This is a genomic window from Desulfitobacterium sp., from assembly GCF_034927245.1.
Lineage (GTDB): Bacteria > Bacillota > Desulfitobacteriia > Desulfitobacteriales > Desulfitobacteriaceae > Desulfitobacterium_A.
On the sequence record NZ_JAYFQK010000025.1, the window covers coordinates 1 to 21065 of the forward strand.

The 21065-nt window shown below is 44.7% G+C and carries 17 protein-coding genes; 4 read left to right on the forward strand and 13 right to left on the reverse strand.

The genetic code is table 11. From position 1 onward, the window contains the following. Positions 1-148: 148 nt before the first annotated feature. On the forward strand, positions 149-526 hold the full coding sequence (locus VB077_RS07365; RefSeq protein ID WP_323414580.1) for a hypothetical protein: 378 nt from the start codon (positions 149-151) through the stop codon (positions 524-526). A gap of 120 nt (positions 527-646) precedes the next feature. On the opposite strand, the gene VB077_RS07370 is transcribed toward VB077_RS07365, so the two are convergent. The 6 genes from VB077_RS07370 to VB077_RS07395 all read right to left on the reverse strand — a co-directional run bounded on the left by VB077_RS07370 (position 647) and on the right by VB077_RS07395 (position 5037). Then, on the reverse strand, positions 647-967 hold the full coding sequence (locus VB077_RS07370) for a nucleotidyltransferase domain-containing protein (RefSeq protein ID WP_323414581.1): 321 nt from the start codon (positions 965-967) through the stop codon (positions 647-649). Continuing rightward, positions 937-1164 (reverse strand): HEPN domain-containing protein, encoded by a 228-nt coding sequence (locus VB077_RS07375; protein ID WP_323414582.1) that lies wholly within the window; start codon positions 1162-1164, stop codon positions 937-939. The genes VB077_RS07370 and VB077_RS07375 overlap by 31 nt, the downstream gene beginning before the upstream one ends. A gap of 250 nt (positions 1165-1414) precedes the next feature. Beyond that, on the reverse strand, positions 1415-1561 hold the full coding sequence (locus tag VB077_RS16580; protein ID WP_416337039.1) for a hypothetical protein: 147 nt from the start codon (positions 1559-1561) through the stop codon (positions 1415-1417). 479 nt (positions 1562-2040) lie between these two features. Next, positions 2041-2175 carry a hypothetical protein gene (locus tag VB077_RS07385; protein WP_323414583.1) on the reverse strand — a complete coding sequence of 45 codons (135 nt, stop codon included), beginning with the start codon at positions 2173-2175 and terminating at the stop codon, positions 2041-2043. A gap of 79 nt (positions 2176-2254) precedes the next feature. Beyond that, positions 2255-3142 (reverse strand): tyrosine-type recombinase/integrase, encoded by an 888-nt coding sequence (locus VB077_RS07390; protein WP_323414584.1) that lies wholly within the window; start codon positions 3140-3142, stop codon positions 2255-2257. Further along, a complete protein-coding gene (locus VB077_RS07395; RefSeq protein ID WP_323414585.1) occupies positions 3139-5037 on the reverse strand; it encodes a tyrosine-type recombinase/integrase in 1899 nt (632 codons plus the stop codon). The genes VB077_RS07390 and VB077_RS07395 overlap by 4 nt, the downstream gene beginning before the upstream one ends. An 89-nt stretch (positions 5038-5126) precedes the next feature. On the opposite strand from VB077_RS07395, the gene VB077_RS07400 reads away from it, so the two are divergent. Further along, the gene (locus tag VB077_RS07400; RefSeq protein WP_323414586.1) at positions 5127-5462 is read left to right on the forward strand and encodes an IS66 family transposase; all 336 of its coding nucleotides are present in this window, start codon (positions 5127-5129) and stop codon (positions 5460-5462) included. 208 nt (positions 5463-5670) lie between these two features. Then, on the forward strand, positions 5671-6003 hold the full coding sequence (locus VB077_RS07405; RefSeq protein WP_323414587.1) for a hypothetical protein: 333 nt from the start codon (positions 5671-5673) through the stop codon (positions 6001-6003). A 133-nt stretch (positions 6004-6136) separates the two neighbouring features. On the opposite strand, the gene VB077_RS07410 is transcribed toward VB077_RS07405, so the two are convergent. From VB077_RS07410 to VB077_RS07420, 3 genes are all read right to left on the reverse strand, one after another. After that, positions 6137-10249: a cell wall-binding repeat-containing protein gene (locus tag VB077_RS07410; RefSeq protein WP_323414588.1), complete on the reverse strand. Its 4113-nt coding sequence runs from the start codon at positions 10247-10249 to the stop codon at positions 6137-6139. Between the two features lie 410 nt (positions 10250-10659). Continuing rightward, positions 10660-12258, reverse strand: a complete 1599-nt coding sequence (locus VB077_RS07415; protein ID WP_416337040.1) for an N-acetylmuramoyl-L-alanine amidase — start codon at positions 12256-12258, stop codon at positions 10660-10662. A gap of 113 nt (positions 12259-12371) precedes the next feature. Beyond that, positions 12372-14966: a S8 family serine peptidase gene (locus VB077_RS07420; RefSeq protein ID WP_323414589.1), complete on the reverse strand. Its 2595-nt coding sequence runs from the start codon at positions 14964-14966 to the stop codon at positions 12372-12374. 181 nt (positions 14967-15147) lie between these two features. Between VB077_RS07420 and VB077_RS07425 the strand changes: the two genes are divergently transcribed. Beyond that, positions 15148-17238 carry a cell wall-binding repeat-containing protein gene (locus VB077_RS07425; RefSeq protein ID WP_323414590.1) on the forward strand — a complete coding sequence of 697 codons (2091 nt, stop codon included), beginning with the start codon at positions 15148-15150 and terminating at the stop codon, positions 17236-17238. Positions 17239-17566: 328 nt separating this feature from the next. Here the strand turns inward: VB077_RS07425 and dltD are convergent, their stop codons facing one another. The 4 genes from dltD to VB077_RS07440 form a co-directional block, all read right to left on the reverse strand. Continuing rightward, positions 17567-18796 carry a D-alanyl-lipoteichoic acid biosynthesis protein DltD gene (gene dltD / locus VB077_RS07430; RefSeq protein WP_323414591.1) on the reverse strand — a complete coding sequence of 410 codons (1230 nt, stop codon included), beginning with the start codon at positions 18794-18796 and terminating at the stop codon, positions 17567-17569. A 15-nt stretch (positions 18797-18811) separates the two neighbouring features. Then, complete coding sequence (dltX, locus tag VB077_RS16585; RefSeq protein WP_416337041.1) at positions 18812-18973, reverse strand: teichoic acid D-Ala incorporation-associated protein DltX; 162 nt, start codon at positions 18971-18973, stop codon at positions 18812-18814. Positions 18974-19094: 121 nt separating this feature from the next. After that, positions 19095-20408 carry a flippase gene (locus tag VB077_RS07435; protein WP_323414592.1) on the reverse strand — a complete coding sequence of 438 codons (1314 nt, stop codon included), beginning with the start codon at positions 20406-20408 and terminating at the stop codon, positions 19095-19097. Beyond that, positions 20408-21004, reverse strand: coding sequence for a sugar transferase (locus VB077_RS07440; RefSeq protein ID WP_323414632.1), 597 nt, complete (start codon positions 21002-21004; stop codon positions 20408-20410). The genes VB077_RS07435 and VB077_RS07440 overlap by 1 nt, the downstream gene beginning before the upstream one ends. Positions 21005-21065: the final 61 nt, after the last annotated feature.

Genomic DNA, 21065 nt, shown 5'->3' on the forward strand with positions numbered 1-21065 from the left:
GAGCAGCCCACTCACCTCCTCGTGATTTGTAGTTAACTGTTATCCCTATGGCTGTAGAATAGTAAGAAATTAGCTCGAAGGCAACATATTTCATGCTGTTTTGTGCCTTGAGCGAAGCGAAAGGAATGGCTATATAAATGATAACACGATGATAGAATTTAAAGATCCGGTTTTAGAAAAAGCAATTCGAACACTTATCTATAAGCCAACCGCCAATATCTATAAAAGTGATGTTAAAAATATTCCCAATCTTTTTATTGATAAGGGTTGTCAAGATTTATCCGGAATAGAAAACTTAACCGGTCTTGTCTTTCTTGAAATCAATTCTGATCAGATTCAAGATCTATCACCTTTAAAGGAAATACCAAATTTGGGAAATTTGGACTATAACGGATCAATAAATGACCTTGAATCTTTAAAAGGATTAACCAATTTAAAGCTTCTGGATCTAGGCTCTACCAAAATTAGTAGTCAAGATTTATCTTCGTTACAGAAAGCCCTTCCCGATTGTTTCATAATGCCCTAAAAAAGGGTGGAATAACACCCCGGCTGTACAACTGGCAGAAATGGTCGGCACTATTAGAAGAGCAAATAGCTCCCCGGTTAGGGTTGAGCTACTTGCTCTTTTGCTTTCCGTTGCAACCCCCTAAATGATTTTTATTCCGGTATTTATGATTTCCCTTACAAACGGATTATCCACTGTAAATTCGTGTATAGAAAAAGGGTGAGGTTCTATTCTCTTATCAATATTTCTTCTAAACTTCATTAACATATGCGTATCCTCAATAATATCACCTGAAAAGCCTTCAGCAACTATAGCAATGTCAATGTCACTATCTTGGTGGCTCTTGCCTTTTGCATAAGAACCAAAAAGATACACGCTATGCAAATCTAAATGTTGTTTGAGGCTGTCCGCATACTTTAAAATAGTTTCATTCAATTGCTCTCCAGTATCGAAATCAGCCATAATCTCAACTCCCTAATCTCTGTTATTCTTTCTGTGGTGTATGTCCCTGTGCATTTCTTATAGAAAGTTTGTTGGTAGTCAGGATATCTGGTACTTATATTATAAGTTGTTATAAGGTCAAGCAAATCTTCTATCCTATTGTCTAAGGATAGCCCTGCTTTATTTGCTAATAAAAGTAAATTATGTGTTCGTGGCACGTTTTCTGTGCCAACATTTTTAACGTATAATGCTTTGAGAAGTTTCTCTATAACTTACTTTTGAACAAATTCATCATGGTAAAATAGTCTTTATCCGCTGAATCTCTCCAATAGTTAATAATATCTTCCGCCAGCATCGTTTCACCATCCTACTCTTAATATAAATATTATATCAAGTTCCACAGCTTTTTGATTTCAATTCGTCCTCTCTCGTAGAGAGCGACTTTATTCGCGGGTGGTCATTATGATACTAATTCGATTTCAATTCGTCCTCTCTCGTAGAGAGCGACGGTTCTTGACCGACATCAAGACCGAGTTCGAGGAATTTCAATTCGTCCTCTCTCGTAGAGAGCGACTCTACTTCGATGACACCGTCTCCGGCACCGTGGAATTTCAATTCGTCCTCTCTCGTAGAGAGCGACCGCAAAAAGCAACAATTACATGCTCTCTTTAAAGGTCTTTATCACAATAATTAGGGTTTTCCATCAAAACTGCACTAAAAACCTACGACTACCCGCATATATCAACATAATTCTTATAATTTCGCGGTGCGAAAGCCCCTGGGGTTCCATGTTCGCTATACATTCGCACTAAATAACTAGGATGTTCTCCACATCATAGAAATCTTTTGCTCCGATATGCTCAACCTTGTTCTTATAGTTATTTTCCAGCATATAAAATCTCAGACCTCTGGAACAGCTCAGGGTGACCTGAGTGGGTCTGACCCCGTTGGCCATGACTAGGCTTTTGCTGACTTTGCCTTTCGATAAATTGCTGGAAATGCCTGATACCTAAGAAGGTGCAATCTCGACACCCATATTGATTATCTCTTTAACAAGTCCGTCCGGCTCTAGTATTAAATTATTTACAGCCATATTATACCATAATATGGCTGTAAATAAAGCCAGTTAACAAAATAGCAATTTTTTCCTCAGCTTCGTTGATGCTTGTTGTAAGATAAAAATACATAATAAAGAAGAGGGTCCCTTCGGGGATGGTTCTTTTCTTCATATGAAATCACCTCCGGTATGACCCTATCTGAAACCAGATCTTTTTGCCGTATTACCCGGAATTCATCACTTACCTGATGCTAATAATACTGGGTGCCCTCAATCCCGGAATGACCAAGATATCTGCTTAAGTACGGCATCATTACATCCAGTGAAATTCCTTCAGCCATCCACTTATTCATCCGGTTTACTACAAAAGTATGTCGCAAGGCATGGACAGTCGGCTCTTTATCACATTTACTAGCATAACGCGTCATTGCCCATAACTGCTTAAACTTTTTATCAATACTTGTTTTATCGATATGCTTTTCCGGGGTACGTCCTGGGAAAAACCAGATGGTATCAGGCAATAGACTAGTAATCTTCTGCAAATATTTCCTGCATAAAGCCGTAAGGTCATCTGCCATATGCACCAGGCGATCTTTTCTTCCTTTTGAGCGTCTTATGGTAAGAACGCCGTTTTCTAGATCAACATCCTTCTTTTCAAGGTTACACCCTTCGGACAGCCTCATCCCACAACAGTAATATAGTCGAAAGAGTAACTGATATTCCATAGCAAAACGCTGCCACTTGGAATCGTTCGGAAGATAAGTATCCACTTCCTTAAATAATGCCTGTAATTCTTCCTGATTTAAAATATGGGGAACGGTAACAGCTTCCGATGGTGTGAAGCGCGGAATGTAGCTGTTTATACCCATTGAATTCATGTATAAGGAAAGTTGCCGTAGAAACGACACCCGCTGATTACGGTAATTGATTCCTTCACTTTCTCTTTGGATGGCCCATTTCATGGCAATATCACGGGTTATCAGTGGATTAACATAGCCATTATCCAAACAGAAAAGATCAAAAGTTTTCAGGATGTAAGCTTCATAATCGTAGATAAAGCCGTCAGCTTTTTTCTGTCGGATAAGTCCTTCAATATAAGGAGCAAATGCGCTTTCATAGTGATATAGGATCTGGTTCATGACAGCATACCCCCTTTCACTTCGATTCCTTCCAGCGAAATGGCACACTGTCGCATTGATTTTCCGTCAGTTGAAAGGTAGGTCATGACTGTGGAATTGTCGCTACGACCCAAAGTTTCTGCGATCATCGTGGGATTTGTGTTGTTAATAAGCATCCTTGATGCAAAGGTCTTTCGGGTAACATGAAAGCCATGCGGGTCCTTACTCAGAACCTTTTTCAGCACTCTGGCACAAACTCCTTTTTCCAACTTGCCGTATGGAACCCTATGCATAATAAATAGGTAATCTGAGGAAGTCTCCGGACGTCCATCCATGATATATCGGTATAAACTATTGCCGACTTCGGTTGGCATGGGAAGTTTTAGAAACTTATCCGTCTTAGCCTGTTGGACGGAAATGGTTCTCTGCTTCCACGAGATATCCGACAGCTTCAGTTTTGTTATGTCAGAAGCACGGATCCCCATCCGCAAGCCAATCATTATCATTGTGGCATTCCGTAGTTGTATATCGGTGTGCGCATGGTTTTTAAATTCATAAATAGCAGAAATATCGTTGGCATCAAGCGTTCTTATGATATCCACACGAGCTGCAGACTCATTTGATAATGCCAGTACCAGTGTCGATGGGATATAACCCTTTTCGGCCAAGTATTCCAGGAAGCCCCTGCACTTCGCGGCATAGGCATTTCTTGCTTCTGGTGTTGTATGTGGATCAGAAACGTGAAAGTCCTTAATGATTTCCGGCGTTATCCTATCCCAAGCTGTAATCCTAACCCGGTCAAGAAATCCTAAAAAACGTAAGCAGGAAGCTTGATACATCTGGATTGTTGATGCAGCAACTCCTTCCCGGGACTTATGTAGAATGAAGCTTCTGAATTCACCCCGGCACCATAGAGGAAGATTTTCAACTTTATCCCCCCGGTAGGTATATACGATCTCTGGTTGGATGTCACCAGTATTCCGAAACTGCTCAAATATTTTAACTGCACGCCGAAACATCCTCCACTGGACTGTGTAGTGCTGCATATGGTTTGCCCAGGACAGTGCGGTTTCCTGGCAATAATTAAGCCCGTTGGCTTCCAAGAAGACAAACAATTCCTTCCAAGCTTTACGGAATGTTTCTTTCATTGTTTTAGAATAGCGATGACGCTTTATATATACGTTTCTGAGTATAAGTGTTTTTGAGTAGAATTCCTGAGCACCCATAAAATCTGAACCCGCTGTTATATAGAAAATACCCCTGTCACTTGGGGGCAATTCATGAACTAGGACCAGTCGTTGAATAACGAATTTATCCAAAGTTAATGGAATAGATACCCTTACCATACCTTTGTTAGCAAGATGACTAAGAAAGTGTCTAATCAGACCGTTGTAGCGGTCCTTTATCTTCTGGGTCTTATGAAGATCATTTAGATAAAAATCTCTAATTGAAGAATGGTTAAGCTCAGAGATATTCTTTAAACCACACTTAGACAAATAGTCCAAAAATCTGGAAGCTGAAACTCGGTGCTCGTGAAGGGAACCTAAACCATGACTTTTGGAGAGCACTGCTAAAAATTCATCCAATAGTTCTTTATAATACGGGTTCAGATGCTGGTAATATTGAACGGCTTCATATGCACTTTTGGTATTGCTGATTTCATGATAGTTAAGGGTCTCGTTTATCCTGGACAGAGCTAGCTGGTAATATTCGGAAGTTGAATGACACAACCCTGGGGTAATAGAATCCAACCATTCCAAAGCCTGTTCCGGTGAATACGGCAATTTCATTGATTCCAAATATTCATTAAGTAACCGATAACATCGCTTATGTTTATATACGATGCTTGACGTGTAATTGTTGCTAGCAAGGTACTCCATTACCCTGCTTACAGCTTCTTCATAGTTACGACTCATGAAACTACCCCCTTGTAAGATTCAGATAGTTTCAGTATTTGTCGACTATTAACAAAATCCATATGATTTATTACATATTCTAAGATTCTATGCGGCCCCCGCCCAAACCTAGGGATTTCCTAATCCTGGGGATAAGACTAGTAATCCTAAGCTTAGGATTACTAGTCGAGAGAAGTATCCGTCCCTTCACTCTGGGAAGGAAGAACTGGGTCACCATGAAAACAGACCGGGGTACAATTGACAGTTCTATAGTCTACAGCATCGTACAGACTGCTCTGGTCAATAACCTGAAAATTTATGAATATCTGGTTTATTTATTGAAAGAGATGCCAAATACCGATTTCAGCCAATACCCGGAACGGATTAAAAAGTTTGTTCCTTGGTCGAAAGAGCTTCCGGCTAACTGTTACAAAACTAAAAATTAGGAAATTTGGGTCCAACCTTGGGGTTGGGCTTTTCTTTATTCATGTGCTTAGGATTTGACAATTACGTTTCACTTAGGAATCCGACCAATCTGGATTTTTATAATAAACTAGAATTATTGGAAAGCTATATACCCCGGGCGGATACGTTGTTAGAATCCTGTTATGCGAAGAAACCCAATAAAGAAGTTGAGGAAGGAAAAAAAGAATAATGGGTCTGACAAATATTAACGCTATGGTGGATATGACGAAATCGTTTTTAGAGGGAGAAATCGACGACATAAGTTATGGGCTGGATTTTCCCTATGAAATAGAAAAGTGCTATCGGAAGATGGTCCGGGAAGACAGAGAATATGCCGAACTTATTTTTGATTGTCTAATCGAAGAAGGAACCAACAAGTACGATGAACTAACGGACACCAGGATTTGGGATTGGTTAGGCCGGAAACTCATGCCCTTGGTGTCTATTTGCTTTTTGTATATGGTAAATCCCTGCGGAATTTACGTTGACAATTACATTTACATTGCAGGTAAGTTACATTGAGAAAAACAGAAAAAGAGACCCGAAATGTTCAAGCTAAACAAATCGGATCTCTTTTCCTCTTTTGTCAAATCCTGAGAGGGTCTGACCCCGTTGGGAGGTTGACCGAGTGGAAAACCTCCCCTCAAGCATTCTACTAGAATCCTGAAGAAATAACCTGACCAGTAACGGCTGTAATAGCATTACCAGCCAAATCGGTTACATTGCTAACATCAACTGTTCCCGTAACACCAGTTGCAATAGCAGGAGTACCAGTAACCGTAAGGGTAATAGTATTTGTTCCACTACCAGCAACACTATCTACCGTAAATGTTCCAGGTGCGCTAGTGGCACCATTTGCAAAGTTAGCAGCCGTTGCATTTACTGCCTCACTAAATACTAGTGTCAAATGTGTTGCGTCGGTGAAGTTCGCACTAGTTACTGTAGGAGCCTTAGCTTCTTTTACTGTAACCGTAACATCTTTAGTATCAGATACACCGCCCTTAGCAATGGTAGCTGTATACGTTACTTGATCATCCGTATCGTCGGCGTTGCTTCTTGTGATTGTAGCAGTACTGCCTGTAAGACTAGATACGTTTGAAGCATCCGTTTTCTCAGTCCAAGTAATAGTTGAACCACTCGCTCCTGTTGTAGGAAGCGTAATCGTAGAAGCCGTTCCATCATAATTTACTGTCAGCGCTGTTTTGTCGTTTGCCACATCGGTAGTAAAAGTAGATGCAGGTACAGTACCTTCAAATTTAATCTTGATGGTTTGCATTTGGCCATTTGTAGCAATACCTGAAACAACAACATAATCAGAAGCAGTCGGTATATAGTTGAATACTAAGGTATTATCTACAACCTGCGCTACCGGTGTTTTACTTGCATTTACACTGCAATCAGCAAGTTTCACTTGAGACAAATTCATATCCTTTGTACCATATTGGTCTTTAGCATAGAGGTAAATATAACCTCTGTTGTCTTCGCCCGCTGTTAAGGCGTCATGTTGATTAGGAACTGCGGCTGCAGTTTTATTTGTGTATCTCGTTAAGTCTCTGCCCGCAATAGCATTAAGGACATTATTCGCAGGAATTCCTAAAGAAGCAGCATTTGCACCTTGAGCGGTATATTTACCTTGTGTTCCATTTAAGTTAACAGTTACTGTAGTCCCATCATAAGTGATGCCTGTTGCAGTCACCGAATCAGCTCTATCAACCGTTTGAGCGTAGAAGCCCATGGTTTGTGCAACTGCTTCATCTGTCTTAGATGTTACAGTCGTTGTTGCGGTATGATATCTCATATCATTACTATTGTAAGCTGTTGCAGATATTGTAGCTGATGAACCAGTCTTGGATGCGTCTAATTTATTAGCTGCAACTTTTGTTTGAGTATTATCATCACCCATGAAAGTATAGAAATCGCTGTTGGATGATGTTCCAATAGTAACTTTGCTTGGATCAAGGACTACCTTGCTGCCAGACGAAGTTTTACCATTTAGAATCAATTTAACAAACTGATCTTTCTGCTGAGGAGTTGGAGTTGCATCAGAAGTTGCATAGATTGGGTTTGGTGCTTCACTTATAACATAATCGGTAATTTTGTCATCAGCTAATACTGTCATTGATAGGGTTTTTGTGTCTAAAGACAAATCATCATCATTACCAATTGTTGCATCAGTACTCTTCATTAACTCAAATTTTACTGTTGCCGATCCAGCTTTATTTTTAGCTTTTAATACAACTTCATGCCCAGCAAACGCATAGTTCTGAGTAGAATCAACCTCTAAATAATCATTTGTTGGTACACTTGCTTTTACATAGTAAGTAACACCATCAATTACATTTTTACTTGTCATATCAATGGCCCTGCCATATTGGTCTTCAACCTTGAATCCGCCATCGTTATAACCAAAGTCAAGAGCCTGAGTTGAACCTAGCTGCATTCTTGAGATAAGAACAGATTCATCAAGTTTCAGTGTGTCGCCTTTCTTAGCAACGTCTACATTGATGGTTACAGAACTGAAATTACCTGTGTTGTTAACTGTTGCATTTAAGGTTTCCTGTTGAGCTGTAGTAGCGCCCACAGGAAGAACCGGAGCGTCATATTTTAATGAAGCGGTACTGTCAGCATTTTCCTCAAAATACAAACCAGTTGTGGCGCCGTCTTTCTTTTCAGGTGATAATGCTACAACTTTATCTTTAGTGATATCTGTATATTTAGTAAGCTGTTTTCCATCTTGGTCATACGCTACAAATGGAATTTCAACACCTGTTTCACCAGAAGAGATAGTCTGTGTCGGCGCCATTAGAGTAAAGGTGTTAACTTTCTGAGCTCTCTTCAGACTAAATGTTAAGGAATCAGTTTTTCCTGTATAACTTGTAGCAGTAATTGTAATTGGCTGATCCACAATCATTGTATAGTTATCAGGATCTAAGATGCTAACTTCAATTGCGCACTTCGTATCATCTTTCGGATCTTCAACAAGTTTAGCCGTAACTAATTGAGAATTGGAAGTTACGAGCTTATATTCTTTATCTTTATTGTCGATAGTAATAAGCCCATTTTCCATTAATGTTAAGGACTTAGTTTCGTTGCCTGCCATATCTTTGGCGGTGTAGTCGATATAATATTTTTCACTGTCACCAACTTGCGGAGCTGCAGCATCACCGTCAGCAGTTACCAGTTTATTCAGGGCAATGTCACTGATTGTCCCTATTTGAGTAGAAATATTAAGTGTTGCAGTTGCTGAACAAGGAATATTTTGGCTCTTTGTTACAGCAGTGATAACGGTCGTTTGATACTGTGTCAACACTGTCGTTGATTTATCCTGGTTTGGATCAGGATTAAAGCCAAACGGAGTTATAGTCAATATCCCTTTATTATCTGATTTTACATTGCCAATCCCGCATGTCCAGTTAATGTAGCTATCGCTTGCGAGATATTTATCGGTGATATCATTGCCGTACTGGTCTAATGCACGATAGGAGACATAACCCGTCTTTCCGCCTGTGACTACTGCTAACTTATTGGAATCAAACTCAATTTTAGCGACTCTCTGTGCGGTAAAGTCAACTGAAGTTGTTCCCAAATCCGTATCGCCATTCTTTACGACTACACTGTAAACACCTTCAGCGAAGTTAGAAGAACTAGCTAAGACAGCCTCTGTTTTATTCGCATTCCAAGTTGTGGTTATAGGAGCATTGGTTGTTCCTCTTGTGACTTTGAAAGTCACTTTGCTTGTATCAGCAGGAGCAGCAGTGAATGCTACTTTGATGCTGTTTGCACTAGCAGCCTTTACGCTGGAAACAGATACAACACCCGTATTTACGTTTCCTTTGTTAACTTGGCCAAGAACTGCATCGCTGACAGCGCCGACACCACCAAGAGCGATAACTTTACTGCTATCGGTCAGGTTGTCATTAACGCCTGTAGCGGCTTTTGTTGCATCAGCAAGTACGATTGGGGAATTGGTTTGAGCTGCTAATGGTGCACCGGCAAGTGCATCGACGAGGGATTCGCCGTTAGCAACATACACTTTATCATATTTGAATGTCAGTCCATTGTTAACTGCATCATTTGTAGCATAACGGTCAGCACCGGCAAGTTTGGTAGCGCCGTCATATTTAGCTTGACCGCCAACGGTGTAGACTGGAGCAGTTACTTTTTCGCTTGCAGGGATTGTTCCATCCGGATTAGAAACGACGATGGAATAACCATTTGCTGCAGCGAAGGAAGCAGCAGACAGAGCATCAGCCGTACCGTTGTAAGCTACAACAAAGGAACCTTTAACGTTGGTTAATTGAGCTGCAACCTTGGCAGCGGTTTCTGTACGGTCAGCACCTTGGAGAGCTGTTACAGTTACGCCGGAGATTGCTTTTAAGGAAGCAACAGTGTCAGCACTCAGAGCACCTACAGCATAAACGTTTTTAGCACCTAAGTTTTTGATCTCTTTTGCAACATTAGCATCAAGGGCATCCCTGTAAGTAACAAGGATTGGAGCCTTCAATTGACCTGCCAAAGGAGCAGCAGCCAAAGCGTCAACGATGTTAGCGTCATCAGCAGGAACAACGATAACGCTGTCAGCGCCGTTTGCCCATCCTTGATTAGCAACTGCGATAGCAGTTTCCACGCGGCCTGCGCCTGCGAGTCGATTTGAATCAGTGGTAGCTCCGAATACACTCATTGGAGCCATAGAGAGTACCATCCCGGCGATAGCTAGGGATGCTACAGCCTTTTTCGTCTTTCTCATGTAGTAAATTTCTCCTCTCATTTATTGGTGATTACCATTTTGTCTTTGGATTCAGGTTTTGTGCACTTTTTAATAATAGGTTGTGCTTTTATGTACCTGATTCCATACCGCGTTGCACGATACCTAGTTGGCTTTCACCCCCTTAATGTAAGCCGCAAATCTTTAGACATTGCGCAATATCTAAAGGCATCCCACCCCTTTACGGAGGCGTCCCCCCTGAGAGACATATTCAGCCTCACGGGTGGCCTACCCTTTAGAACGCATTTAATGAGAAACCCATAATAGGTTCTACATTCGTAATAGATATTCTGTACCGGAAGCAATATTCCTGCAAACCTCGTAAAATATTTTCTTTTTTTTTGAGAAGATTTACGAAGTTTATTCTTATTTTACCGAATATATTCCAAGATTGCTAGCCCCTTAATAAATTCTTAATAACCTTTATAGGCTAGAATCCCTTGGTAGATGCCCTCAGCGGCTTTTTTCCGGAAGGCTGAAGAACTGAGAAGCGACTCTTCTGTCGGATTCGAGATAAATCCAAGCTCGGCCAAGACGGCCGGCATGGCAGTATTTTTAATCACGTAGAAATTAGCAGTCTTAACATTTCGATCATACAGTCCGAGCTCTTTAACAAGCGCTTGTTGAATATCAAGGCCAAAGGTCTTTGATTCATTAGCAGCCGAACTGCTTAAGGAATAATATGTCGTGGTTCCGCCGGCATCAGGGTTGCTGAATGAATCGTTATGAATACTGATAAATAGATCAGCCTGATTCTGATTGGCAATAGCAACACGGGCCTTTAAATCCTCCGCTTCGGTATAATTTGCACCGGCCGGGGATACGTCCGTGGAACGCGTCAGTATCACATTCGCCCCGGAGGACCGAAGCAGATCAGCTAAGTACAGGCCGACAGACAACGTATTATCTTTTTCACATGTCCCATTTGGCCCAATCGCCCCGGGATCGGGTCCCCCATGACCCGGATCAACAACGATGGTGGTTCCCGCTAAAAGCGAAGACGGAAGAATTGTCCCCGCAACCATCTCCTGAACTTGGGCTGACAGAACACCGGTGCCTCCCACCAAGATCACCCAAAGACGATCCGCCTCTGTCGCATTGATCATCGCTGAGTATGTTACGCCGGGCAAATCGTTTTTCTGGGCCATAAAAAGCGGTGTGTTTTGTTTCGCGGCGAGCGCTCCGGACACTAAGGCATCCGGAAAATCTTCTCCTGTCACTAAATACGCTTTCGGAATTCCGTTTGCAGGGGCCTTGGTAATATTTTCTTGAGTATACCAATAAATACTTGCGGCAGTCTCATAGCGATCTAGACCGGATAGGCGCTGCACCCCGGCTAATCCCTGAACCACATTTTCAGCAACTGCACCTTTCCCGCCGATAACAAGCGTTTTCGCAGCAGCTAACTTCTTAAGTTCAGTTTGCGTCGATTGCGGTAATTCAGTCGCTTGGGTGAGAAGAATCGGGGTTTCGGTTACCCCCGCATACGGACCGACGGCTAAAGCATCAGGAAAAGTTTCCCCGTTCGCTAAAATAACCTGCCCGTTTCCGCCCAGCCGTTCGGCCACTAAAGCAGCCGTTTCATAGCGGTCTTCACCGCCGATTCGTTCCCACTGAAGCCCCGCCTGATTGAGTGATGATGTAATGGTTGAACCCATCACTCCCTCCCCGCCAAGCAGAATCACGTGATTTGCGCCTAAGCGCTTAATTTCCTGAAGCACATTCTGATCCATTTCTTGCGGATAGGTTAGCAGGATCGGTGCGTCTAAGCGTTTCGACAGCGGAACGGAAACCAAGGAATCCGGAAAATCATCGGCACGCGCCAAAAGGACTGTTGAAGCTTCTTCCCAACCGGCTTGGGAGATCTTGACGGCAGTAGCTATGCGGTCTGCTCCATAAATTCGTGTTGTATCTGCTGTTAAAGGTGATGCGCTCACCGGGTTTTGAGCACCCAGCAAAAATGCCAGTGCCAAAAAAAGAAGAGCACTGCCCCTAACGATTCGTTGCCACAAAGATATCCCCCCCTTATTAATTTTAATGAAAATAACTTGGCATTTTACAAGTTTCGATACGTTTCTGGATTATCCTTCTGTGATTATATAGTTTCATTACATAATTGTGGTAATTACTGCAGCATTGTTTGAACTTGAGTCATGATCGAATCCGAAACTATACTGCTGCCCCCGAAGGCAAATACCTTTTTGCCGCTCCAACCCTGCAATACTGTCTGTTCCTCCGCTCTCATTCCTGCCGAAGACACCAAAATGAGATTGCTGCTATTCAATGACGCTAAAACGCCCCCTGTCAAAGCATCGGGGAAATTCTCGCCTGTTGCCAGAAAAGCAGCCCCTCCTCGCGGCGGAAAAACTTTCAGCACTTCGGCAGCAGTTGCGTAGCGATCTTGGCCGGATAATCGGGTCGGATTAGGGAGATTCCGCATCGTGTCAGAAGAAACAACACCTTCTCCGCCGATGACAACTGTTGCGGTCATTGCGGATTGCCCTAAAACTTCATTTGTCTCAGCGGGAAGGACATTAGCAGCCGTGAGTAAGATTGGCACGCCATATTGTGCCGCAATGGAAGACATGGCAAGCGCATCCGGAAAATTGCTTCCATTGACGAGAACGGCTTCCCCGGTCATGCCCATAGCAAGCGCAATTTGCCGGGCCGTATCATAGCGATTGGCCCCGCCTAAACGCCTGACGCTGTAGATATTTTGCAATTCCTGCTCGATGCTGCCGGAAATAGCCCCGGTTCCCCCGAGAAGAATAACCTGCTTAGGCTGCAGACGCTGGATTTCTGTTAACACGTTCGCGGATAAACTTGCCGAATTCGTCAAAAGAATGGGGGCGTGCAATTTATAGGCCAGGGGCACACCCGCCAAAGCGTCCGGGAAATCTTCGGCCTTCGCCAAGAGTACGGTATCCGCACCATCCGGGAATCCCGCTTGAGAGATCTGAACCGCTGTGTCCAGTCGGTCCTCGCCGGCTAGACGGCTCTCCTCAGGCATTGCCGCTGAACCCATTTGATAAATGCCCTGCTCCGTGATTCCCACGGTGACTGTCCCCGAAGTCATTCCACCTCCGACTTTGAGCCAGCGTGAACCTGTCCAGCGATAGATATATTGGAGTCGGTTCGAGTCGGCAGCGTAGCTTACAGGGGTCATCGAAAGCTGTAGGAGCTTCTTAACGGGAGCTGTATCCTCCCTCTCAATGCTTATAGGCTCACCGATGGGTTTGACTCCGGCAGGTAAATTGGCCGTCACTGTCGGTGTGCTCAACTTAAAAAGGGGAGTTTTCGATGGATCTGAACCCAAGGCCCGCGGAGGAATCTCTAATTGAACGGAAGTCTGAGATGAGCTGTTCTTAAGAATCCCTCCTGCCCAAGTCACATTGGCTGATGCGGAAAAAGATTCCGGTTCAGCCGCAAACCGTACAGCCCAATACGCATTAACACGGCCATAACCATACGTGTCATCCCGGCCGGTCGTTCCCAAATCCAATGATGAATCCTCAAGAATCTGACGGACCTTGCTCGCTGAAAAGTCCGGATGTTGACTCCAAACCAATGCTGCCGTACCCGCGACAAAGGGTGATGCCATTGAAGTTCCATCAGAGACGGCATAACCTGCTGCGCCCTTTTGCCAATAGTCACTGACAATATTTGTCCCGGGCGCGGCCAAACACGCACCGGGGCCCGTCAGAGAGAAAGAAGCCAACCGGTCTTGTTCGTCGGTTGCGGTTACCGCTAAAACCTCGGGATCTGCGGCCGGATAAGTCAGGGTTGTCAACCGGTTTTCCTCGTCTTTATTCCCGCCGGCAGCGACGATTAAGCAGCCTTGATCGAGCGCGTAGCGAACCGCTTCTTTAAGAATGGCTTCCTCGCTATCCGCACCTAAACTCAGGTTAATGATCTGTGCTCCGTGATTCGCTGCCCAAACAATTCCGTCAGCAATGACATCATCTGTTCCTTCCCCGGTACTGTCCACGGCTTTGATCGGCATGATTTTCGCTTGGGGTGCCACGCCGACGATCCCCGTTCCGTTCAGCTGTGCGGCAATAATCCCGGCAACATGTGTACCATGTCCGTTATTATCCAGAGTCGCACTTAATCCGCTTCGCCCGGTAATCGCATTATAACCCGATACGATATTGCCCCGAAGATCCACGTGTTCACTATCTACGCCCGTATCCACAACAGCAACGGTAATGCCCTTTCCCGTTGCTCCCAGAGCCCAAGCCTGGGGAACCTCGATTTGCGTTAATCCCCATTGTCTTGCATAGTAGGGATCTTGAATTGTTGTGTCTGCTGCCGGGGCTGCTGCTGCGGCTGACGCTGAAATTTTCATCTTCTGAGCGGGACTGACACTCAACACGCCGGGAAAATCCTTCAATTTATTCATGACTTCATCCATACGACCGAACTCCAAGGCAAGCGTGATAAATTGTAATGGGCCTTTCCGGACGAGCTCAGCTTGAACGCTTTGGGCGACTGCCTCCGGTGAAATGCCCGGACTTAACTTTACGACAAGCCTTCCTTGAGAGCTTATATCGGAAGAGTTTAACTCAACCGGCATATTATTGACCGCTGTCACCGCTGCCTTATCCTGTGCAAAAGAGGGTATGGGAGCCGAGGCCCAACCGGACCCGAGAAAAAGTGCCGTTGCTAAGATAATACTTATGGCTTGTTTTAGTCTAAATTGAGTTTTTGTTTTTAACACAATACCTTGCTCCTTACCCTATCCTGCCTATTTTTCTCTACTATCTGAATATATAAGTTTTTGATATTGTTCTTGAATTCGCCGCTAAACCCGTTTTTTCCTTTTCAACACAGGAAATCGTTTCTTTATCGCGAATATTAAAGTTTAGGTATAAAAAAATTAAGGAGCTGATGATACTGCCGTGTTAAAATTAAAACCGAATTTTCAAAAGAAAGTGGCTGTGGCCTTAGCGACTTCGCTTGCCGCTTTTACTCTTTTTTTCTCAAATCCCGTCGTCCCCAATGTCCAAGCCGAATCCGTCACTTCACAAACGGCACGCATTGCCGGCGGTACGCGCTTTGAAACAGCGCTCGAAATTTCCAAAACAGGTTGGGCTCAAGCGCCGGCTGTTGTTCTCGCCCGCGGTGATGATTATCCGGATGCCTTGGCCGGTGCCATCCTTGCCCATAGTTCACAAGTTCAAGGTCCGCTTCTCTTAACCGATTCCGCTTCTCTTTCGGCGGGTGTTCTTGATGAGATCAAACGCCTCGGAGCAGGAAAGGTCTATATCCTCGGAGGAACAGGTGCAGTTTCTTCCGGAGTAGAAGCATCTCTTAAAGCCCAAAATCTTACGGTGGAGCGCTTAAGCGGCGATGATCGCTATCAAACGGCAGCCGCTATCGCCCAGAAAGCTGTACCCCAAGCTTCTCAAGCCTATCTCGCCTCGGGAAATTCCTTTGCCGATGCGTTAAGCATTTCTTCTTATGCCGCCAATAAAGGCATCCCGCTCCTTTTAACCGAACAAAAAACGGTACCGGAAGTGACCCTTAACACCTTAAAGGCTCTGGGTGTCACAAATGTGGCTCTCATTGGCGGCGAAGGGGTCATTGAGCCTTCCGTAGAAAACGCTTTAAAGGCTCAGGGAATCAGCGTAACCCGCATGTCCGGATTAGACCGCTATGCAACAAACCTTGATGTCCTGAATACCCTGAATTATGACCGTTCCAATATCTATGTGGCCACAGGGGAAGATTTCCCCGATGCTTTGGCCGGCGCAGTTCTGGCAGCCAAACAAGGCAATCCGATTGTCCTTGTCCCGAAAAGCGCGAAAGATCTCAGTTCCGGAACAACCGGTTATCTCGGGGTTCGTCGTACTGACGGATCATCCTTTACGCTTTTAGGAGGAGTAGGTGTGATTCCTTATGGTATCGAAAACCTTATCCGCACGGGCTCACAGCAATCCCGAATTTCTTTGCAGTACCTTCAAGCCTATGGCACCGGTACTGATCCCGCCAAAAATCTTTACGATAATTATGTGGCAGAAATCAACAGCATCCCCGGAAATGCCACTGATACCGTTGACTGGCTCGCTCCGAACTGGTATCGCATGAATCTCATTCCCGACGGACAAACCACTGCCGACGGATCATTCAGCGGCCCCTGGGCAAAGGCCAATGAATTTTATGCTTCCCTTACCGTCAACGCGGCTCATGCCCGAGGGCTAAAGGTCTTACCCAGCATTACAGCCGACTTCAATAATAAAGGCCAAGCCACTTTAGATTATATCCTGGCGAATCCCTCAGCTCGTCAAAACCTCATTCAAAACATTAACGCGATGCTTCAAACCACCGGTGCCGATGGCGTCATCATTGACTTCGAATTTATCAGCGATGATTCCGGAGCAAACCTCACGCAGTTCATGAAGGAACTCTATGCTTCCCTTCATCCCCAAAATAAACTCGTCGTCCAAGCGGTTAACGCACGTACCTCGGCCACCGACTGGAACCAAGAATACGATTACAAAGCACTTTCAGAAACCGTCGATTATCTGAATATCATGACCTATGACTACAGCATGGCTGCCCCAGGTCCGATCGCTCCGCTCAGTTGGGTGAAAAAGGTCTTAAACTTTACCCAGAGCCAAGGTGTGAATATGAACAAGGTCCTGCTCGGCATGCCTTACTATGGCCGTGATTGGAGTTCGAGCGATAATTCTACGTATAATCGAACATCAGTCAGTCTCGGTGCCGCCCGCAACCTAATGTCCAAATACGGCGCAACTCCCAGCCGCGAAACATCAGCCGATGACCCGATCGGAATCCCCACTTTTTCCTATACCGATGAAAACAAAATCCCGCACAAGGTTTATTATGACGATATCGCGAGCTTGAATGCGAAGCTCGAATTGGTCAATAATTATAACCTTGGCGGAGCAGCCGCCTGGTCCCTCTTCTGGGTCAATAATGACACGGCAAAAGAAATCTTCCCGCTCTGGCAGCAACATGTAAGGTAAAACAGGGTAAAACAATATTTAAGATAATTTAGGTTAAGATAAAAGACGAAGGCCGTTCATAATGAACAACCTTCGTTTTTTTATGCTTAAAATGACCCAATAGCATGCTAAAATAACCCATTAGCGTAGCTTCTCGCATAGAAGTGAACGATTCGCGAAGGGGCGTTTAAGCACACGACGCTTCCATGGGGTTGCGGAGCCAGTGGTTCACATCAGGTATTGCCCAGAGGTTTGGCGTAGCTCCCATGGAAGCAAGTGTGCTAGCCCCGAAGCGCCTGAGCGAACAGCTATGCGAGAAGCTACACGACCCAATAAACAGCTTTCTTATTTACGAAGAAAAGTAATACTGATAAAGCGCCTTATCGATATCGACCCAGCCTTCCCACGACGGATGCCAAGGATCCCGAAGATAATAATCATCATACTCATGAGATGAGAAATCAGCTAGGGCAAAGCCTTCCGCCTGTATCATCTGAGCGAGCTTCTGATAACAGGCTTGGCGTTTCTCGGCACGAATCCCGGTGAAGTCCACCCACCGGCCATTCATTGGCAGAATCACGAACAAGGGCTGGGCACCCTCTTCCTTTAAAACCTCCATCAAAAGCTGTAAGTCCCCATACTCCTGTGAAGAAGTATATTGCGTATCTTTATCGGCTTCCTTGCGCTTCTGAAGGTTCGGGAGGATATTGGTTGTGAAATAATCGTTATCCATTTCAAATGGGTTATTGTTCGATTTTAATTTCGCCAGTTCGATAGCTTTGAGCCTCATTTGATCCCACTGGGGTTCTGTGGCTGAAGTCGAAGGGACATTTGCATAACTTGCAATCGTATCCGCGGGAAGCAGACTAATCCGATAAATGGTATGCCGTAAATCCTGCAGAACAACAGCTGCATATTCCATTTGGGCAGGAACAGCATAAAAAAGCCGCGTGATCCGTGAATTCCAATCGGATTGTCCCTGTAAAACGAGCATTTTCTTTAAATAAGGGTAATCCTGATATGCCTTGGTGAACTGGAGGAGGCGCCCGGCGATGTTATTTTTGAGGCTTGGTGAAAGCGTCCGATCTTTTAAAATCGTATAAACATGAAGTGCGGAAAAATTCCCGGCAAAGGTGTCCTCATTGATGCCGCTTACTCCATACCATTGAGGAGTGACGAAAATGGCGAACTTCTTGCCGCTTATATCATTACCCAAGGCCGCTATATTTAACATCTGAATGATCGTCTGAGTCCCTCCCTTGCCTACGAGTAAAGGGGTAACTCCCGTTTCCGGCGTTAAAACTTTAGACGGATGATAATCATAGATCATGGACATTTCCGATGATCCGTAGAGCGGCAAAATCCGTGGATCCTCGAGCGCCTTTTTTTGCAGCAATAAGCCTTGAAAGGTATAAGGATGCGGGTTAATCCCCATCGCCGCAACAGTTCCGGGCTTGGCGACGAAAGTATTGAAACAGAATTCACTGATAGAAGGTAAGCTATAGATTGTTCCTAAAAAAAGAGCCACCGCTATCAAAAAAGCCAAAAAAGGAGTTTTGCAAAAAAGCTTAAAACGCATTAGAACAGCCTCCGCCTAAAAAGCATTATAGATATACGGTGCAGGCGTATGTTCTTTCTGAATAAAATAGAGAAAGAATAAGGCCATCAAAATAAAGTAGTAGTAAAATATACGTACCCACCAAACCAAGGTTGGATTCCATTGCTTTCTCAACTTCGACCATCCTCTCCACCCCAAATTTACGACCTGCGGAAAATCACGATACCTAATTCATTCTTCCCGGATTGCATCATCTAAAATGTTCGCTATTATCTGCGATTTTCCTGTCTTTTTCGTCATTAGTCTATTGTTTTCTTTTTCAGCGGCGTTTATTATTAAGCCCTTGTAATCCTTTCCCGATGACTCCCCGGATCAGCTCAATATCCCCTTTTTTCAAGAGAAGTACGTCTTGCCAACGACTTTGCGTAAAGCGAGTGTAGAAAAAGAGGGTCATGAGTGTGAAGCAAGTGTAGGAAATACTCGTCGCAATCGAGGCTCCGTTAATCCCCAACATCGGAATCAGAAGGAGATCCAGGGTAATCGTGACGACACTGGAAACGATCGCCGAATATGTATTTTTGATCAGCTGCCCCGCCCCGGCTAAGTAATTTGCCAGAATATTGGACACCGAGAAGATCGCCACCCCCGGAAGGAGCCATAGGAGGGCTGAAACCGCCGCTAAAAAATCCGCTCCAAACATCAGGTAAATGAGGGGTTTGCTCACGAGAGCAAGGCACAGGGAAATGGTCGTAATGATGGTCAGACTGATCCGCGTAACCCGGTTCGTAAATTCGTGCATCTCCCGGCTTTCCCCCGAGGCTGCCGCCCGGGGAAGAATAACCGTCGCTATGCTTCCGGAAAGTCCCCAGAGGGTTTCCGCCAGGGTGACCGCTACTCCATATACGCCGACGGCAGTCAGGGGCAGATAGTAATTGACGATAAAGATATCCAAACGATAATTCAGCTTCTGTATGGTATTGCCGATAATCGACTGTACTCCATAACTCAGAAGATCTTTAATGACCCTAAAATCAACTTTGAACTTAGCCGCATAACGGCTTCTAATCCGATAGACCGCCCAAAAACCAATGCTCAGAGCCGCAATCAGCGTGGACAAAATAGCCGCCGTAGGATTGGGCTTTACCCACAGAAAAAACGCCAGCAGGAAAAGCCCCGTTAGGCGATCTAAGACATTGATGCGATTGTATTCCGCCATATCCTGCAAACCAAGGACAATATTCAGCATTCCCTGTTTAAAATTCATCGCTGGGATGCTTAAGAGAACAAGGATAAATTGTGCCGAACTGATCCCTCTGAGGAACTGAAACTGGAAATGCTCGTTTAAAAAATAAAACGGAATCATCAGTAAAAGCGTCGGTATCGTCAAAAGAAGGTTATTCCCCAGAACTTCGGATATCTTTTCCCGCTCCCGCCCGACGATATAGACATTCGCCAAGGATAAGCCCCACCCAAAGATGAGGATCGCAAAGCTTAAAAAATTGTTGGCAACATCGACGACGCCCCGTCCGGAGGGTCCCAGCAAACGTGAAAGAACCACTGCGGATAACATAGAGATAAGAAAAATGAGTCCATTGCTGATTACCGTAATGGCTGTTGACTTAATAAATCGCATCAGTAAGCTCCCTTGCCTGTCAAAACAACGAAAAAGGTCTTAACCAGAATCCTCAGATCCAGCCAAAAGCTCCAGCGTCGTACATATTCCAGATCATAGGCCATCGTTTCCCCGACTGTCAATTCGCTGCGGCCGTTCACCTGTGCCAGTCCCGTCACTCCCGGCATTACTTCCAAGCGCTTCCGCTGCTCCGGGGTATAAAGCTTAACCAGTTCCGGTACTTCCGGTCGAGGGCCGACAAGGCTCATATTCCCCAGCAAAATGTTTAAAAGCTGTGGCAGCTCATCCAGACTGAACTTCCGCAAAAAGCGGCCGCTTGGCGTAATCCGCGGGTCATCCTTGTCCTGAAAAACAAAGCTCTCCAAATCCTTAACTTCAGCTAATTTTGCCTTCATCAATTCATCGGCATTCGAAAACATCGTCCGAAACTTATATATGGTATATGGCTCACCATGCAGGCCCACCCGAATTTGTTTGAAAACGACAGGCCCCGGCGAATCGATCCGAATCCAGAGGGCGATTAAGAGCCATAACGGGGAGATTAACACCAGCAGGATAATCGCTGCCAGCAGATCCAAGCCCCGCTTCGCTGCCAGCTGCCACCGCGGATAGTCGATGGGTTTATTATGAAGAGATTCCTTAGCCACTTTTTCTGCC

What these genes read in the sequence shown, in the direction of transcription:
- VB077_RS07370 (WP_323414581.1), bottom strand. Translation starts at nt 967, where the DNA reads ATGGCTGATTTCGATACTGGAGAGCAATTGAATGAAACTATTTTAAAG.
- VB077_RS07410 (WP_323414588.1), bottom strand. Translation starts at nt 10,249, where the DNA reads ATGAGAGGAGAAATTTACTACATGAGAAAGACGAAAAAGGCTGTAGCA.
- VB077_RS07405 (WP_323414587.1), top strand. Translation starts at nt 5,671, where the DNA reads ATGGGTCTGACAAATATTAACGCTATGGTGGATATGACGAAATCGTTT.
- VB077_RS07400 (WP_323414586.1), top strand. Translation starts at nt 5,127, where the DNA reads ATGCGGCCCCCGCCCAAACCTAGGGATTTCCTAATCCTGGGGATAAGA.
- VB077_RS07365 (WP_323414580.1), top strand. Translation starts at nt 149, where the DNA reads ATGATAGAATTTAAAGATCCGGTTTTAGAAAAAGCAATTCGAACACTT.
- dltD (WP_323414591.1), bottom strand. Translation starts at nt 18,796, where the DNA reads ATGCGTTTTAAGCTTTTTTGCAAAACTCCTTTTTTGGCTTTTTTGATA.
- VB077_RS07390 (WP_323414584.1), bottom strand. Translation starts at nt 3,142, where the DNA reads ATGAACCAGATCCTATATCACTATGAAAGCGCATTTGCTCCTTATATT.
- VB077_RS07395 (WP_323414585.1), bottom strand. Translation starts at nt 5,037, where the DNA reads ATGAGTCGTAACTATGAAGAAGCTGTAAGCAGGGTAATGGAGTACCTT.
- VB077_RS07435 (WP_323414592.1), bottom strand. Translation starts at nt 20,408, where the DNA reads ATGCGATTTATTAAGTCAACAGCCATTACGGTAATCAGCAATGGACTC.
- VB077_RS07385 (WP_323414583.1), bottom strand. Translation starts at nt 2,175, where the DNA reads ATGAAGAAAAGAACCATCCCCGAAGGGACCCTCTTCTTTATTATGTAT.